16 protein-coding genes are annotated in these 14,843 nt (G+C 63.9%); 10 read left to right on the forward strand and 6 right to left on the reverse strand.

Going from position 1 to position 14,843, the window contains the following annotated elements:
- Positions 1 to 236 precede the first annotated feature (236 nt).
- Positions 237 to 794: a GNAT family N-acetyltransferase gene (locus M653_RS0124815; protein ID WP_027145759.1), complete on the forward strand. Its 558-nt coding sequence runs from the start codon at positions 237 to 239 to the stop codon at positions 792 to 794.
- A gap of 2 nt (positions 795 to 796) precedes the next feature.
- On the opposite strand, the gene M653_RS0124820 is transcribed toward M653_RS0124815, so the two are convergent.
- The 4 genes from M653_RS0124820 to M653_RS0124835 form a co-directional block, all read right to left on the reverse strand.
- A complete protein-coding gene (locus M653_RS0124820) occupies positions 797 to 1,834 on the reverse strand; it encodes a P1 family peptidase (protein ID WP_027145760.1) in 1,038 nt (345 codons plus the stop codon).
- 1 nt (position 1,835) lies between these two features.
- Positions 1,836 to 3,020 carry an MFS transporter gene (locus M653_RS0124825; protein WP_027145761.1) on the reverse strand — a complete coding sequence of 395 codons (1,185 nt, stop codon included), beginning with the start codon at positions 3,018 to 3,020 and terminating at the stop codon, positions 1,836 to 1,838.
- Between the two features lie 115 nt (positions 3,021 to 3,135).
- The gene (locus tag M653_RS0124830) at positions 3,136 to 3,345 is read right to left on the reverse strand and encodes a DUF2061 domain-containing protein (RefSeq protein ID WP_027145762.1); all 210 of its coding nucleotides are present in this window, start codon (positions 3,343 to 3,345) and stop codon (positions 3,136 to 3,138) included.
- A gap of 132 nt (positions 3,346 to 3,477) precedes the next feature.
- On the reverse strand, positions 3,478 to 5,142 hold the full coding sequence (locus tag M653_RS0124835; RefSeq protein WP_027145763.1) for a Na/Pi cotransporter family protein: 1,665 nt from the start codon (positions 5,140 to 5,142) through the stop codon (positions 3,478 to 3,480).
- Between the two features lie 379 nt (positions 5,143 to 5,521).
- On the opposite strand from M653_RS0124835, the gene M653_RS0124840 reads away from it, so the two are divergent.
- The 7 genes from M653_RS0124840 (at position 5,522) to M653_RS0124870 (ending at position 12,578) form a co-directional block, all read left to right on the forward strand.
- Positions 5,522 to 5,902 (forward strand): RcnB family protein, encoded by a 381-nt coding sequence (locus M653_RS0124840; RefSeq protein WP_027145764.1) that lies wholly within the window; start codon positions 5,522 to 5,524, stop codon positions 5,900 to 5,902.
- 138 nt (positions 5,903 to 6,040) lie between these two features.
- Positions 6,041 to 7,996 (forward strand): DNA primase, encoded by a 1,956-nt coding sequence (dnaG, locus tag M653_RS0124845; protein WP_027145765.1) that lies wholly within the window; start codon positions 6,041 to 6,043, stop codon positions 7,994 to 7,996.
- A gap of 426 nt (positions 7,997 to 8,422) precedes the next feature.
- Positions 8,423 to 10,447 (forward strand): RNA polymerase sigma factor RpoD, encoded by a 2,025-nt coding sequence (gene rpoD / locus M653_RS0124850; RefSeq protein ID WP_027145766.1) that lies wholly within the window; start codon positions 8,423 to 8,425, stop codon positions 10,445 to 10,447.
- A gap of 210 nt (positions 10,448 to 10,657) precedes the next feature.
- On the forward strand, positions 10,658 to 10,951 hold the full coding sequence (locus M653_RS0124855) for a GYD domain-containing protein (RefSeq protein WP_027145767.1): 294 nt from the start codon (positions 10,658 to 10,660) through the stop codon (positions 10,949 to 10,951).
- 123 nt (positions 10,952 to 11,074) lie between these two features.
- Entirely contained in the window at positions 11,075 to 11,341 is a 267-nt protein-coding gene (locus M653_RS0124860) for a DUF333 domain-containing protein (RefSeq protein ID WP_027145768.1), read from the forward strand.
- Positions 11,305 to 11,730, forward strand: coding sequence for a DCC1-like thiol-disulfide oxidoreductase family protein (locus M653_RS0124865; protein ID WP_198028829.1), 426 nt, complete (start codon positions 11,305 to 11,307; stop codon positions 11,728 to 11,730). Before M653_RS0124860 ends, M653_RS0124865 begins: the two co-directional genes overlap by 37 nt.
- 155 nt (positions 11,731 to 11,885) lie before the next feature.
- On the forward strand, positions 11,886 to 12,578 hold the full coding sequence (locus M653_RS0124870) for a PadR family transcriptional regulator (RefSeq protein ID WP_027145770.1): 693 nt from the start codon (positions 11,886 to 11,888) through the stop codon (positions 12,576 to 12,578).
- Between the two features lie 93 nt (positions 12,579 to 12,671).
- Here the strand turns inward: M653_RS0124870 and M653_RS0124875 are convergent, their stop codons facing one another.
- Positions 12,672 to 12,932 carry a YiaA/YiaB family inner membrane protein gene (locus M653_RS0124875; RefSeq protein ID WP_027145771.1) on the reverse strand — a complete coding sequence of 87 codons (261 nt, stop codon included), beginning with the start codon at positions 12,930 to 12,932 and terminating at the stop codon, positions 12,672 to 12,674.
- A gap of 64 nt (positions 12,933 to 12,996) precedes the next feature.
- Complete coding sequence (locus tag M653_RS0124880; RefSeq protein ID WP_027145772.1) at positions 12,997 to 13,674, reverse strand: PspA/IM30 family protein; 678 nt, start codon at positions 13,672 to 13,674, stop codon at positions 12,997 to 12,999.
- A gap of 180 nt (positions 13,675 to 13,854) precedes the next feature.
- On the opposite strand from M653_RS0124880, the gene M653_RS0124885 reads away from it, so the two are divergent.
- Both M653_RS0124885 and M653_RS0124890 read left to right on the forward strand, forming a co-directional pair.
- Positions 13,855 to 14,496, forward strand: coding sequence for a TetR/AcrR family transcriptional regulator (locus M653_RS0124885; protein WP_027145773.1), 642 nt, complete (start codon positions 13,855 to 13,857; stop codon positions 14,494 to 14,496).
- A 44-nt stretch (positions 14,497 to 14,540) separates the two neighbouring features.
- Positions 14,541 to 14,834, forward strand: coding sequence for an HlyU family transcriptional regulator (locus M653_RS0124890; RefSeq protein ID WP_027145774.1), 294 nt, complete (start codon positions 14,541 to 14,543; stop codon positions 14,832 to 14,834).
- Positions 14,835 to 14,843: the final 9 nt, after the last annotated feature.

Consider the following 14,843-nt stretch of genomic DNA (forward strand, 5'->3'; position numbering starts at 1 on the left):
GATCATAAGACGCGGCGCGTCATCAGGCGAAACACATCTTGTTTAGCGCGTCGGCAAGTGCGCGAAGAGACCAGGCCGACGCGCAACCATCCATAAGCTGCCATGCCGGGCCAAGGCTTGGGGCGGAGGCCTGCAAACGTCCCCAATTTTCGATTCGCCCGGATTGCTCTTCCAGCCGGCTTGAGCGCCCTGCTGTCGAAGGCTATGCCTGCCTCGTTTATCAGGAGGCATCGATCATGGTAGAGATCGTGAAACCGGCGCTTGAACATCTGCCGTCCTACAAGGCGGCGCTCGAGCGCGGCTGGTCGCCGGACAATGTGCGGCTCATGGAGGCGACGCGCGAGCAGCTCGCGGCCATAGAAGAAAATCCCATGGCGTTCCTCGCCGACCTCGATGATCCCGAGGCCAAAGGGCCGCCCATCGCCTTGCCCGACGGCACACAGGTGCCACGCCTGCCGGGCTTCCGCCGCTGGATCTGGGACGGCGAAGCGGCGGGCTCGATCGGCTTTCGCTGGCAGAAGGGCACGGCGGAACTGCCGCCGCATGTGCTTGGCCATATCGGCTACGCGGTGGTGCCGTGGAAGCGGCGGCGCGGCTACGCCACCGAAGCGTTGCGGCTGATGCTGGACGAGGCGAGGGCGGTGGGCCTACCCTATGTCGAGATCACCGCCAAACCGGGCAATCCGGCCTCGCACAAGGTGATCCTGGCCAATGGAGGCAAGCTCGTCGAGCGCTTCTTCGAGGACGCCGCCTATGACGGGGTGGAGAGCCTTCGGTTCCGGATCGAGCTGTAGGCCTATCGCCTTTCGGCCTGGTCGCGCAGCCAGTCGGCGAGCGATGCGCGGTGCGCGCCGGCCCTGCCGGTGAAAGCCTCGGCGGACAGCATGGAGTTCAGCACCGCCTCCTGCGTCGCTTCCGCCACCGCCCGGAAGAGAATGTCGATGCGTGCTTCGTTGAGCGCGACCAGCGGCACCAGATCGCGGGTTTCATCGTGGTCGACCGGGTTGCCGGTGCTGAAGGCAATGGCTATGTCGCCGCTGCCATTGCCCCAGAAGGAGCCAAGCCTGGCGATGCCGGCCCCAGTGCGGCGCGCCACACGCTCGAGCTGGCGGTGTTCGAGCGGCACGTCCGTCGCCAGAACGATGATGATCGAGCCGCGTTCGGCCTCGGCCTGCCGCCTGGCGTCGGGCCGGCGTCCATCGGGCAGGACGAGGTCGCCGGGCCTGCCGAAATTCGACAGGACGAGAATGCCAAGATGATGTTCGTCGCCAAGCGCGATCTTCCTGGAGGCCGAGCCTATGCCACCCTTGAAGCCGAAGCAGCTCATTCCCGTTCCGGCGCCGACATTGCCCTGCTCGACCGCGCCCTCACGGGCATCCGCCAACGCGGCAAGGGCATGCTCCTCCGATATCGCCAGGGCCTGGATGTCGTTCAGCGCACCGTCATTGCATTCACCGACCACCGGATTGACCGTTCCGGTGGTGCGGCCGAGATTGGGGTTCTGGCGGATGGCGTCACGGATCAGCGCCGTGGCGCAGGTGCCGACCGAGAGCGTGTTGGTCAAGAGAACGGGCGTCTCGATGGTGCCGAGTTCCTGCACCTGCGTCAGCCCGACCGTCTTGCCGAAGCCGTTGATGACATAGCTTGCCGCCGTGACCTTCTTGCGGAACAGGTTTCCGCCATGCGGCAGGATCGCGGTCACGCCGGTGTTGATCTCGCCGTCGCGCAGCGTGCAGTGACCGACGCGCACGCCAGGCACGTCGGTGATCGCGTTGTGCGTGCCCGTCGGCAAGGTGCCGCAGGTCAGGCCGAAATTGGCGACAGTCCTTGCCATGTTATTCGGCGGCGGCCGGTACCGGCGGGCTGATGTCGCTGCGCCGTTCCCAAAGATGGGAGAGGACAGCCACAATGACGGCGACCAGCATGGCAAACGCGCCAACAGCCGGCAGGCTGCGATAGCCGTAGCCGGCATTGAGCATGGCGGCGCCGAGCGACGCGGCCAGCGCGATGCCGATATTGAAGCCGGACGGAATGAGCGAGGCGGCGAGACCGGAGGCGTCGGCCGTCCAGGACAGGATGCGGGTCTGGATCGGTGTGCCGATGGCGAAGTTGAGACCGCCCCAGACGATGATCGCGACAACCATCGGCACGGGGTAGGGGCTGACGGCATAGATGACGGCCAGCGTCACCGCCTGCAGGGCGAGCATGGTGATCAGCGACGGCATTAGCTTCCAGTCCGACAGTTTGCCGCCGAGGAAGACGCCAAGCGTGGCGCCGACGCCGTTGAGCAGCAGCACCCAGGGCACCAGGTTTTCGTCGAGCCCTGTCACCTCCAGCAGCGTCGGGGTGATGTAGGTGAACAGGCAGAACTGGCCGAGCATCAGCATCAGCATCAGGATCAGCGAGGTCCAGACCTGCTGGCGCGCCAGCACGCGGACCTCGCTGGCTAGGCTCGCCGCCTTGGCCTGATATCCGGTCGTGCGCGGCAACAGGGCCGCCATGGCCAGAGTTGCCGCCACGCCCAGTGCGCCCATCACCCAGAAGGTCGCGCGCCAGCCCCAGATGTTGCCAATGGCGGTGCCGGCCGGCACGCCGATGACGTTGGAGACGGTGAGGCCCGACAGGATGACGGCGACCGCCATGCCACGCTGATCCTCGCGCACCAGGCCGACGGCGACCACCATGGCGACGCCGAAATAGGCGCCATGCGCGACTGCCACGGCAATGCGCAGCAACAGCATCGAGGTGAAGTCGGGCGCCAGCGCGCAGGCCGCCTGGCCCAGGGTGAAGGCGACGGCGAGGCCGAGCAGCAAGGTCTTGCGCGGCAAGGACTTGGTGGCGAGCGCCAGCAGCGGACCGCCGATGGCGATGCCGCAGGCATAGCCGGAGACGAGGTAGCCGGCGGAAGGAACCGAAACGCCAAGCCCTTGCGCCACCTGCGGCAGCACGCCGGCGATGACGAATTCGGTGGTGCCGAAAGCGAAGGCGGCGACGAACAGGGCGATGAGCGGCAGCGACATGAGCAGAAACCCCCGAAATACAGGGCTCAAACCATGGATAGCCCGGGCAGGCAATCCAGAAATTGTCACGGTCGCTTTAGCTTTTCTTGACCAGATCCGTTGGGCACCGGTCCCGTCAGGTCACGGACTTACGTCCGTAAGGAACCTTCAGCCATGCCCGCTCGTGAAAATAATAAAGCAGCGACTTGGTGAAGACCTCCGTTACACCGATGGCGGCCGCAATCTTGACGCTTCCGGTCACCACCAACGAGATGATCATCGTATCGATGGTGCCGGTCACCCGCCAGGAAAGCGCCTTGGCGAAACTGCGCGAATGGGTTTCCATCGATTCCTCCCGGTGGAAACGGATTCTTAGCCGACGGATGGGTGAGTAAGCAAAGACTAATTTGGCCGTTCACGGCTGGAATGCCTACCCCTTCTTGCCAAGGTGGATGCCGCCGCGGCGAATCGTTGTCGCCTAGCTGGCCTTCAGCCGTGACCCCGTGAGCAGGCCGCGCTCTTCCAGCACGGGATAGGCCATCGAGGCCAGTAGCGAGTTGATCTGCTTCAGGTCGCGGATGGTATCGAGGTGGATCGAACTGGTTTCGACGCTTTTGGCGGTGCCTTCGCGCAGCCGCAGGAAATGGCTGGCGCTGGTTTCCTTTTCGCGGTCGCGCAGCTGGTCCTTCTCCAGCACCAGCTGGCGTGCGGTTTCGGCATCGCGCGAGACCAGCACGTTGAAGGCAAGCCGGGCATTGGCCAGCACCGAGGCGTGGAAGGCGCACAATTCGCTCCAGCCTTCGTCGGTGAATTCCAGCCCGCGTTCGAATTTCTTCTTCACATGGACCAGCATGTTGCGCACGACGATGTCGCCGACCTGCTCGAGCTTGACGCAGGCGCCGATCAGCTCCTGGCAGCGCAGCGCCTCGTCTTCGGTCATCGGGTTCCTCGTGACCTTGGCAAGGTAGAGCTTTATGGCCGCGTGCCTGCGGTCGACACGGTCGTCGAGCGCCGCCAATGCCTTGATCTTGTCCGAGTCGGCGTCCTCATAGAGTTCGATGATGCGCTTGAGCATGATCTCGACCGTCTCGCAGACCCGCACCACCTCGCGTGTGGCGTTGGCCAGAGCCTGGCTCGGCACATCGAGCGCGCTTTCGTTGAGCGCCGACAGTTCGACGACGTCGAGCGTGGCGGCCGGCGCCGGCTTGGCTCCGAGTGCCACGATCCTTTCGGAGGCTCGGTAGACCAAACCGGCCAGCGGCAGGCCGGCGAGCAGGATGAGCACGTTGAACAGGATATGGGCGTTGACGATCTGATCGGCCGCCGTCGGGCCGAGGAAGGCGACATGCGGCCGGAAGATCATGAACAGGATCAGCATGACCAGCGAGCCCAGCCCGCGCATCAGGAGGTTGCCGACCGGCACGACGCGGACTTCGGGGCTGGCCGAGCGTGTCAGCATCGGCGCGATGAGCGATGAACCGAGATTGACCCCAAGGATGAGGACGAGGCCGAGTTCGGGGCTGATCAGACCGCGGCCGGCCAGCGTGGCCATCAACAGCACCGCCGCGATGCTCGACTGGAACAGCCAGGTGATCACTGCCGCCAGCAGGTAGGCGGTGATGGAATCGCTGGAGAAGTAATTGAGGATGACCGGCAGCAACTGGCTGTTGCGCAGCGGCTCGGACGCCTGGCCGATCATTTCGAGGGACAGGATCAAGAGGCCGATGCCGACCAGGATGCGGCCGATCTGGCGCCAGTCGCGCCGCTCGGTGGCCATGAACATCACCGTGCCTGATGTCAGGCAGAGCGGCACCAGCAGCGTGAGATCGAAGGTCAGCAGCTTGACCACCAGAGCCGAGCCGATCTCGGCGCCACGCACGGCCAACTGGCCGGCGGCGCCCGAGACGATGCCGGAACCGGCGAAGGAGCCGACCAGCAAGGTGACGGCGGTTGAGCTTTGCAGCGCGATCGCAAGGCCGGTGCCGGCCAGCACCGCCATGATCGGATTGCGCATGGTGGCGCGCAGACGATGACGCAGCACGTCGCCATAGGCGCGTTCGACGCCGGTCTTGACCATGCGGGTGGCAAACAGCATCAACGCGACCGCGCCGGCCAGATGCAGAAGGACGACCGAGCCGCTCATCGCCGCGCCTGCGCGCGGGCATGGCGCGCGCTTCGGGCAGCATGGCGACAGGGGGCGAAGACGAGGGCACGAATCATGGTCATGTCAGCCTTGGAATATAGCCGGAATATTTTAGCCGAATAATAAAAATTTGTCGATTTCAAGGGGCCGCCGCGAGGCGACAGCCGGTGTCGGAAAATGGACGGGCCCGCAAATGGTTGCATGGGCCTAGGCGATGGAATCCCCAGATCCGCGACGCTTTTGGCGCCCATCTTTGCGATGATGTTCAAATCTCTGGATTAACCGGCGGAATTCATTACATAATTGTAATGCTGGCGTTCAGTTTCGGTTCATCCCCTGACCGCTATTCCCTTGGCATCGACAACCAAGGAGACTTCTGATGAAACGCATTGTCCTTTCCGCTCTCGCCTTCTCGATGCTGGCCGCCACCTCGCTCACCGGCCAGGCAGCGCCGATGAACGCGCCAGTGGCGCCGCAGTCGAACTACGCCAAGGTCGACTGGCAGAAGCCCGCCAACCGGGATGTCAAGAAGCGCATCATCCAGAAGCGGTTCGTCCAGAAGAAGGTGATCGTGAAGCGTAACCACTGGCGCAACGGCCAGAAATATTCCGGCTGGAGGCAGCACCAGCCGATCCGCGATTATGGCCGCTATGGCCTGCATCGTCCCGGCCGCGGCCAGGAATGGATCCGCGTCGGCAATGACTATGTGCTGGTCGGCATCCTCTCCGGCGTCATCTTTGGTACGCTTGCCGCGCAGTAACCGCCTGACAATCGGCTGACAAAGGAGGCGGCCCGCAATGGCCGCCTTTCTTTTTCCCTGTGGAAACCGGGCATCGTCCGCATTAGGGGTCGTCTGAAATCGCGGGCATGATTATATGGTGGCGAAACGAGTTCCCCGATGCGATTTCCGCCCGCCTTCCTTGACGAGATACGCGACCGCGTGCCGATTTCACAGGTCATCGGCCAGCGCGTTGCGTGGGATCGCAAGAAGACCAATACGTCGCGCGGCGATTATTGGGCCTGCTGTCCGTTCCATGGCGAGAAGAGCCCGTCCTTCCACTGCGAGGACAAGAAGGGCCGTTACCACTGTTTCGGCTGCTCGGTCTCGGGCGACCATTTCAAATTCCTGACCGAGCTCGAAGGACTGAGTTTTCCCGAGGCGGTCGAGAAGATCGCCGACATGGCCGGCGTGCCGATGCCGGTTCGCGACGCGCAGGAAGAGCGGCGCGAGCAGGAACGCGCCAGCCTGACCGATGTCATGGAGATGGCGACCGCCTTTTTCCAGGAGCGCCTGCAAGGGCCCGAGGGCGCCAAGGCCCGCGCCTATCTGCGCGATCGTGGGCTGACGCCGGCGACACAGCAGTCGTTCCGGCTCGGCTTCGCGCCCGACAGCCGCAACGCGCTGAAGGAGCATCTGGCGGCCAAGGGTGTGCCGAAAGCCGATATCGAGGCCTGCGGGCTGGTGCGCCACGGCGACGACATTCCGGTCTCCTATGACTGGTTTCGCGACCGCATCATGTTCCCGATCCCGGATTCGCGCGGCAAGATCATCGCCTTCGGCGGCCGCGCGCTGGCCCCCGACGCGCTCGCCAAATACATGAACTCGCCCGATACCGAGCTCTTCCACAAGGGTAACGTGCTCTACAATTTCGCCCGCGCCCGGCAAGCCCTGTCAAAGGGGGCTCTGGCCAAGGGCGGTACGGTCATCGCGGTCGAAGGCTATATGGACGTGATCGCGCTGGCGCAGGCCGGCTTCGAGAATGTCGTGGCGCCGCTGGGCACCGCGCTCACCGAAAACCAGCTCGAACTGTTGTGGCGCATGGCGCCGGAGCCGATGCTGTGCTTCGACGGCGACAAGGCCGGGCTGAAGGCGGCCTGGCGGGCCGCCGATCTCGCGCTGCCATCGGTGCAGGCCGGACGCTCGGCGCGCTTCGCGCTGCTGCCGGAAGGCAAGGATCCCGACGATCTGGTCAAGGCCGAGGGGCCGGAGGCCTTCCGCGCCGTGCTGGCCGATGCGCGGCCGCTGGTCGACCTGTTGTGGATGCGCGAGACGGCGGGCGGCGTCTTCGACACGCCCGAGCGGCGGGCGGAATTGGGACAGACACTGCGGGAACTCAGCAGCCGCATCCGCGACGAAAGCACGCGCTACCACTACCAGCAGGAAATGCGCGAGCGGGTGCTGAGCTTCTTCGGCTCCCAGCGCAATGCGCGGCAAGGCCGTCAGGATGGCGGCCGGCCCGGTCAGCGCGGCCAGGGCAAGCCCGCACCCGGCGGGCAATTCGCCAAGGCAGGCGGCGGGCGCATGGCGATCACCGAAAGCCTCGGCCAGTCGGCGCTGGTCAGGCGCGGCGAGGGGATGTCGGTGCGCGAGGCGACGATCATCGTGGCATTGGTCAACCACCCGGCGCTGATCGACGAGAATTTCGCCCATGTCGAGTTCCTCGACCTCGCCAATTCCGACCTGACGCGGCTGCACGCCGCCATCCTCGACGCGATGGCGCATAACATGGCCAATGACCGCCACGCCGTGGTGGCGACGATAGAGCGCGCCGGCTGCGCCGAGATCTGGGAGCGCGCCGTCGGCCTGATCAAGCGGGCGCGGCAATGGCCGGCGCTGGAGACGGCGGCCATCGAGGATGCCCGCGACGCTCTGAACCAGGCGTTGCACTTGCAGCGCAGCGCGCGCACCTTACATAAGGAGCTGAAACAGGCGGAAGCGGCCCTCGAAGCGGATCCTTCAGACGAAAACTTCCGCCATCTGATCGAAATTCAGGCGCAATTTCAGGATGTACAAGCGACGGAAGCGCTGATCGAAGGATTTGGTGTTTCGTCGGGCAGGGCTGGGCGAGCCTAAGTGCATGCGAGCGCGAAATGAAGGCGCGGCCACGCTTCCCCTGGGGGCGAGGCGCGCTAAGTCGGGTAATTGATTCGCTTTTTTCATGCGAATCATGCCAGAGGCGCTTGACCTTCGGACAGAATGGCGGAATCAGGACGATTCGAAACGTTAACCCGCACCCGCGTCGACGGGAAACAAGCGATGCAAGGTACTTGGTCACTGGACAGGCGGCCCGCCTGACACAGATATCAGGGTTAATCTGGACTTAATGTATGCCGCCCAAGAGTGGAACCCGGTTTTGGGACAACGGCATGCACCAAACAAAAGAGTGGATGCAGCTCATGGGCCGGGTGAAGCGCGTTTAGAAAAACGGGCGTATCCGATTTGACTGGTCCGACAGCTGACGCGGCCCCCATGGCCGGCCGCTAGGAGAAGATAAAGACTATGGCGACAAAAGAAAAGGAAGAGGTCGAGACCGAACGCGAAGGCGCCACCGATGGGCCCTTGCTCGACCTTTCCGATGATGCTGTCAAGAAGATGATCAAGGCCGCCAAGAAGCGCGGTTATGTCACCATGGACGAGCTGAATTCGGTGCTGCCTTCCGAGGAAGTGACCTCCGAGCAGATCGAGGACACGATGGCGATGCTGTCCGACATGGGCATCAACGTCGTCGAGGATGACGAGCAGGGCGAAGAGGCCGAGGCCGGCGACACAGCCGCCGATGCCGAGGAAGACGCCAACGAGCTTGCCGAGCAGACCGGCACCGCGGTCGCCGCCACCACCACCAAGAAAGAGCCGACCGACCGCACCGACGATCCGGTGCGCATGTATCTGCGCGAAATGGGCTCGGTCGAGCTGCTGTCGCGCGAGGGCGAAATCGCGATCGCCAAGCGCATCGAGGCCGGCCGCGAGACGATGATCGCAGGCCTCTGCGAAAGCCCGCTGACTTTCCAGGCGATCATCATCTGGCGCGACGAGCTCAACGAATCCAAGATCCTGCTGCGCGAGATCATCGACCTCGAAGCCACCTATGCCGGCCCCGAAGCCAAGCAGGCGCCGGTGGTCGAACGTGTCGAGGAAGCGCCCAAGGCCGAGGAAAAGCCGCGCCGCGGACGCGACGATGAAGACGACATCACCAATGTCGGCGCCGATACGCGCGGCATCGGCGACGACGACGAGGAAGACGAGGACGAGGCGAGCCTGTCGCTGGCGGCGATGGAAGCCGAACTGCGCCCGCAGGTGATGGAGACGCTCGACGTCATCGCCGACACCTACAAGAAGCTCAGGAAGCTGCAGGACCAGCAGGTCGAGAACAGGCTGGCCGCCGCCGGCACGCTGTCGCCCAGCCAGGACCGCCGGCTGAAGGAGCTGAAGGACCAGCTGATCAAGGCGGTGAAGTCGCTGTCGCTCAACACGGCGCGCATCGAGGCGCTGGTCGAGCAGCTCTACGACATCAACAAGCGCCTGGTGCAGAACGAGGGCAAGCTTTTGCGCCTCGCCGAAAGCTATGGCGTGCGCCGCGAGGAGTTCCTGAAGGAATATCAGGGCTCCGAACTCGATCCGAACTGGACGCGCTCGATCGCCAACCTGACCTCGCGCGGCTGGAAGGAATTCACCAAGAACGAGAAGGATGCGATCAAGGATCTGCGCGCCGAGATCCAGCACCTGGCCACCGAGACGGCGATCTCGATCCTGGAATTCCGGAAAATCGTCAACCAGGTGCAGAAGGGCGAACGCGAAGCCGCGATCGCCAAGAAGGAAATGGTCGAGGCCAATCTGCGCCTCGTCATCTCGATCGCCAAGAAGTACACCAATCGCGGCCTGCAGTTCCTCGACCTGATCCAGGAAGGCAATATCGGCCTGATGAAGGCGGTCGACAAATTCGAATACCGCCGCGGCTACAAGTTCTCGACCTACGCGACATGGTGGATCCGGCAGGCGATCACGCGTTCGATCGCCGACCAGGCCCGCACCATCCGCATTCCGGTGCACATGATCGAAACGATCAACAAGATCGTTCGCACCTCGCGCCAGATGCTGCACGAGATCGGCCGCGAGCCGACGCCGGAGGAACTGGCCGAAAAGCTCGCCATGCCGCTCGAAAAAGTGCGCAAGGTCCTGAAGATCGCCAAGGAGCCGATCTCGCTCGAAACGCCTGTCGGCGACGAGGAGGATTCGCATCTGGGCGATTTCATCGAGGACAAGATGGCGATCCTGCCGATCGACGCGGCGATCCAGGCCAATCTGCGCGAGACCACCACGCGCGTTCTGGCCTCGCTGACGCCGCGTGAGGAGCGCGTGCTCAGAATGCGCTTCGGCATCGGCATGAACACCGACCACACGCTGGAAGAAGTCGGCCAGCAGTTCTCGGTCACCCGCGAGCGTATCCGCCAGATCGAAGCCAAGGCGCTGCGCAAGCTCAAGCACCCGAGCCGGAGCCGCAAGCTGCGCAGCTTCCTGGACAGCTGAGACCTGCCAATCGCATTGGAGATAAAGGGCGCCACGAGCGCCCTTTTTCATAGGCGTGTTCGCTCTTGCGACCCGCGACCTTAGGGAGGATAATTTCGCGTCGGATGCATTTTCTGGGCGACAACCCCGGAAAGCCCGCCCCGGTCGAGGCCGTGTCGACAGACCCACGGCCTGAGTGCCGTGCTCCGTGGCCCCGGAGGGAGGTGTGCCATGACAAGCTACATCGTGCTGATGAACTGGACCGAGCAGGGCGCCAAGAACGTGCGCGAATCCCCGAAGCGGCTCGACGCCGCCAGGAAGCAACTGGGCGAAATGGGCGGATCGTTCAAGGCGTTCTACCTGACCATGGGCGAGTACGACATGGTGGCGGTGGTCGAGGCGCCCGACGACGCGATCCTGGCGCGTTTCTCGCTGATGCTGGCGGCGGCCGGCAACATCAGGACGCGGACGATGAAGGCCTTCCCCGAATTCGCCTATCGCGAGATCATCACCTCACTTGGATGATGAGGTTTGCGGACAGCCGGATCAGGTGCCGCCTCAACGGCTCTTGATCCGGCGCGCGTTCCGATAGATTTGACAGCTGCCTCGGGACAGGACGCCTCGCCGTGGCGGCCAAGGAGAGATCGCATGAACAATTTTTCGATACTGGCCGTCGGTCTTGCCTTGATGTTGTCGATGCCCATCGACGCCGGCGCCGCGCAAAAACCGGTCGGCATGGCCAATCCCGCATCGGTCCACTGCGGTGCGATCGGCGGCCGCTTCGCGGTCAGGAAGGACAAGGCCGGCAACGAATACGGGTTTTGCCGCTTGCCCAACGGTCGCCTGTGCGAGGAGTGGGCGCTGTTTCGCGACAACAAATGCGTCGGGCCGAAGGCGGCGATGCGCGGCAAGTGACTGGTAGCGGAACCACGCCTTTGCTGACCGTCTGGTATAACACGCGCTGTCCGGTCTGCTATGCCGGCATCGACCGGCAGAAGCGGCGGCTTATCGAGGCGGTCAAGGCCGGTCGGGTCGAATTCCGCGATATCAACCTGGAGCCGGATGCGCTGTCGTCGCATGGCGTCTCGCTGGAGGACATCCGCCGCCGGCTGCATGCCACCGATGCGGATGGCAATTTGCTGATCGGCGCCGACGTGGCGATCGCGGTTTTGCTGTTAACGCCCGGCGAGGGCTGGCTGGCGAGCCTGTTCGGCAATCGGCTCATGCTGCCGCTGACCCGCCTTGCCTATGATCGCTTCGCCGACCTGCTCTACGGCTGGAACCGGCGCAAAGGCCGCTGGTAGTCCATTCGCGCTCCATCCATTCCCATCAAGCCTGACGCTTCGATGCCACGATGTCGCTTGGCTCGCGATCAGATACATCGTAAGATACATCTTGACTCGACAGCACTGCGCGCCTAACTGAGATATATCGTAAGATAGAACTCAAGGAGCAATCAATGCACAGACACAATCATTCCGATCATCATCATTTTGGCGAGCGCATGTTCATGCACATGGCCGGCAAGTTCGGCGGCAAATTTGGTGGCAGAGGGGGCGGCGGCTTCGGTCCGTTCGGCGGCAGGGGCGGTGGCCGCGGCCCGGGCGACATGTTCCGGGCCGGACGGATGCTCGCGGACGGCGACCTCAAGCTGATCACGCTGTCGCTGCTGGCCGAGGCGCCACGCCATGGCTACGACATCATCAAGGCGCTGGAAGAGCGCACCAGCGGCATCTACAGCCCGAGCCCGGGCGTGGTCTACCCGACGCTGACCTTCCTGGAAGAGGCCGGCTACGCCGTGTCGACGAGCGAAGGCAACAAGAAGGTGTTCTCGATCACCGAGGCCGGGCAGGCGCATCTGGCCGACAACCGCGAAATGATCGACGGCGTGCTCGATCATCTCGAGCGCTTCGGCCGCAAGATGGCCAAGGCGCGCGACTGGTTCGGCTGGAACGATGACGGCGAGGACCGCCGCGGCGGCCGAGGCGGCCGTGGCGAGCGCTCGGAAACGCGCGACGAATTCCGCGCCATCCGCCACCGGCTCCGCGCGGCACTCGGCGACATCGTCGATGCCCCAGCCGAAAAGCAGGCCGAGGCGATCGCCATTCTGGAAGCCGCCGCCGAAGCGCTGGAAGCGCTGTCGCACCGCTGAGGCGGGCAAGCTTTCCTCTCACCCCGCTTTGCGAGCGCGAGGACGCAGAAAAGCCCGGGGAGACCCGGGCTTTCTCGTCAGACCGTGCCGGCATCATTCCTTGCCGACATATTCGCTGATCAGCTTTTCGTTGCGCGCCTTCTCAATCTTGGCGGTGGTTTCGGCGGAGATGCGCTCGTCGGTGCGGTACTTGACCAGGTTCACCAGGCTGCCGGTGAGCAGCAGGATGCCCATGGCCCAGTAGCCCTTGGTCGACAGGTCGACCGGCGCCAGCCACAGGGACAGGCCAAGCATGAAGTAGGCGGCGCCCACCGAGACGGTGTTGAACATGATGTAGGTCTGATTGCTGTTCATTGTCGTGTTCCTTTGACTGGATCGAAGTTGGATTTGATGTGGTCGTCGTCAGGTCCAAAAATCTTCAGTTGATGGTCTTCAGGCGCTCGAGCACGTCCCTGGCGCGCACCTTCACCGCTGGGCCGTGCCCGGCGTCGGCAAGGCGGTCGCGGATCGCGTCATGACGAAGCTCGCCGTCGATTTCGTCGAGAATGCCGGCTTCCTCGAACGGATCGCTGGCTCCCTTGATGCGGGCCAAAAGCTCCTCGGCGTCGTTGAGGCTCGCCGAATGGCCGATCGACCTGACGAGGCGTGACTGTGCCTTGCGCTCGGCATCGATGGCCCGGGCCGAGATCATGCCCTGGTTGAGATCGATGATGCGGCGGTGCGCCCGCTCCACCGAAACGCGCATCCGCAAGGTCTTTTCGCCAAGGCTTTGCACCGTGGCGCGGCGGACCTCGCGTTCATTCTCCAGTTCGGCTATGGCCGCGGCACCGCTTTCGGCCAGCCCGCTGTTGCCGGCGGCCAGCGCGCTGATGGTGCGTGTCTCCAGGTCGGCGTGGCGGCGGTCGAGATGCTCGAGGCCGGCTTGCTCGGCACGCTGGCGCACGATCAGTGAGGCAAGCGTCTGCTTGGCGGCGGCAAGTCCCGCCTCGGCATCGCGGATGCGCTGCGCCAGAAGGTCGATGGCGAAGCGATCCTTCAGGCCGTCCTCGGCCCGTGCGCTGGCGCCGTCGAGCAGTGTTCTGATCAGGCTAAGCATGATTCTTCTCCCTTCGAAGTTTCCGTGAACAATGTTCACAAACTCAACATAGCGGCAAATGAACATTGTTCAAGGGAATTCTGAACGCTGTTCACGATATCCGGCATATGGTAAACGAAGGGAAGAGTCGGGGGCGAAAAAGCGTGCCGTCGAAGGCTCGCGCATCCAAAAAGGACTGATATGGCGCTGGACAAGGAAGAGACCGGCGAGCGGGTGCTGGCCATTGCCGAGACGCTGCTCAACGAAGGCGGCATGGACAATCTGAAGGCCAGGACCATCGCCGAACAGGCGGGCATCTCGGTCGGCTCGGTCTATAATCTGTTTTCCGATCTCGACGGTGTGCACCGCGCCGTCAACATGCGGCTGCTCGACCGGCTGGGGGTCGCGGGCGCTGCGGCGATGGCCGATCTTGGCAGGCGCGGCATCACCGACGTGCGCCAACGGCTGATGGCGCTGGCCGGCGCCTATGTTCGCTTCGTCGAGGCGCATCCCGGCAGCTGGCCGGCGCTGCTGGCCTTCAACAGGCGGCGTTCTGTGCTGACCGAGCCCGACGTCTACGAGGCACGGCTCGACCAGTTGTTCGAGATCATCGCCAGCGTCCTTGCCGATGGCGGCTTCGATCTCGACGAGGACACGCGCCGGATCGCCGCGCGAACCCTCTGGTCAAGCGTGCATGGCATCGTGACCAGCGGGTATGCGGGCAGGTCCGTTAGCCGGCAGGCCGACGAGATCGACCGGCAGATCGAGCTCCTGGTCGCCGTCTTCATCAGGGGGCTGGAACGCGGCGGCACATTCGCGCATGCTGGGCCGACAGCGTCGTGAATCGCATACCGACGGCGATCGCAGACGGCAAGGAGATTTGAGCGATGTCTTTTCTGAAACGTCTTTTCGGCGGCGGTGGCGGCGAAGCGGCCGAGCCCGCAAGTGCCGCGCCCGCCAAGCAGGTCGAGCACAAGGGTTTTACGATCAGCGCCACGCCCTACAAGACCGAAGGCCAGTACCAGACCTGCGGCGTCGTCTCCAAGGAGGTCGATGGCGTGGTGAAGGAGCACAAATTCATCCGTGCCGACCGTTTCGCCGGACTGGACGACGCCGTCGACATCTCGATCAAGAAAGGCATCCAGCTCGTCGACGAGCAGGGCGATCGGATTTTCGGGTAGGGTCCAGCC

Source organism: Mesorhizobium sp. WSM3626 (assembly GCF_000513935.1).
In the GTDB taxonomy this organism is placed as follows: Bacteria; Pseudomonadota; Alphaproteobacteria; order Rhizobiales; family Rhizobiaceae; genus Mesorhizobium; species Mesorhizobium salmacidum.

Excerpts from the sequence above, each read along its gene's own strand:
- M653_RS0124835 (WP_027145763.1), bottom strand. The coding sequence starts at position 5,142 with ATGAGCGGCTCGGTCGTCCTTCTGCATCTGGCCGGCGCGGTCGCGTTG.
- M653_RS0124885 (WP_027145773.1), top strand. The coding sequence starts at position 13,855 with ATGGCGCTGGACAAGGAAGAGACCGGCGAGCGGGTGCTGGCCATTGCC.
- M653_RS0124825 (WP_027145761.1), bottom strand. The coding sequence starts at position 3,020 with ATGTCGCTGCCGCTCATCGCCCTGTTCGTCGCCGCCTTCGCTTTCGGC.
- rpoD (WP_027145766.1), top strand. The coding sequence starts at position 8,423 with ATGGCGACAAAAGAAAAGGAAGAGGTCGAGACCGAACGCGAAGGCGCC.
- M653_RS0124880 (WP_027145772.1), bottom strand. The coding sequence starts at position 13,674 with ATGCTTAGCCTGATCAGAACACTGCTCGACGGCGCCAGCGCACGGGCC.
- M653_RS0124820 (WP_027145760.1), bottom strand. The coding sequence starts at position 1,834 with ATGGCAAGGACTGTCGCCAATTTCGGCCTGACCTGCGGCACCTTGCCG.
- dnaG (WP_027145765.1), top strand. The coding sequence starts at position 6,041 with ATGCGATTTCCGCCCGCCTTCCTTGACGAGATACGCGACCGCGTGCCG.
- M653_RS0124865 (WP_198028829.1), top strand. The coding sequence starts at position 11,305 with ATGCGTCGGGCCGAAGGCGGCGATGCGCGGCAAGTGACTGGTAGCGGA.
- M653_RS0124890 (WP_027145774.1), top strand. The coding sequence starts at position 14,541 with ATGTCTTTTCTGAAACGTCTTTTCGGCGGCGGTGGCGGCGAAGCGGCC.
- M653_RS0124830 (WP_027145762.1), bottom strand. The coding sequence starts at position 3,345 with ATGGAAACCCATTCGCGCAGTTTCGCCAAGGCGCTTTCCTGGCGGGTG.
- M653_RS0124840 (WP_027145764.1), top strand. The coding sequence starts at position 5,522 with ATGAAACGCATTGTCCTTTCCGCTCTCGCCTTCTCGATGCTGGCCGCC.
- M653_RS0124855 (WP_027145767.1), top strand. The coding sequence starts at position 10,658 with ATGACAAGCTACATCGTGCTGATGAACTGGACCGAGCAGGGCGCCAAG.
- M653_RS0124815 (WP_027145759.1), top strand. The coding sequence starts at position 237 with ATGGTAGAGATCGTGAAACCGGCGCTTGAACATCTGCCGTCCTACAAG.
- M653_RS0124860 (WP_027145768.1), top strand. The coding sequence starts at position 11,075 with ATGAACAATTTTTCGATACTGGCCGTCGGTCTTGCCTTGATGTTGTCG.
- M653_RS0124870 (WP_027145770.1), top strand. The coding sequence starts at position 11,886 with ATGCACAGACACAATCATTCCGATCATCATCATTTTGGCGAGCGCATG.
- M653_RS0124875 (WP_027145771.1), bottom strand. The coding sequence starts at position 12,932 with ATGAACAGCAATCAGACCTACATCATGTTCAACACCGTCTCGGTGGGC.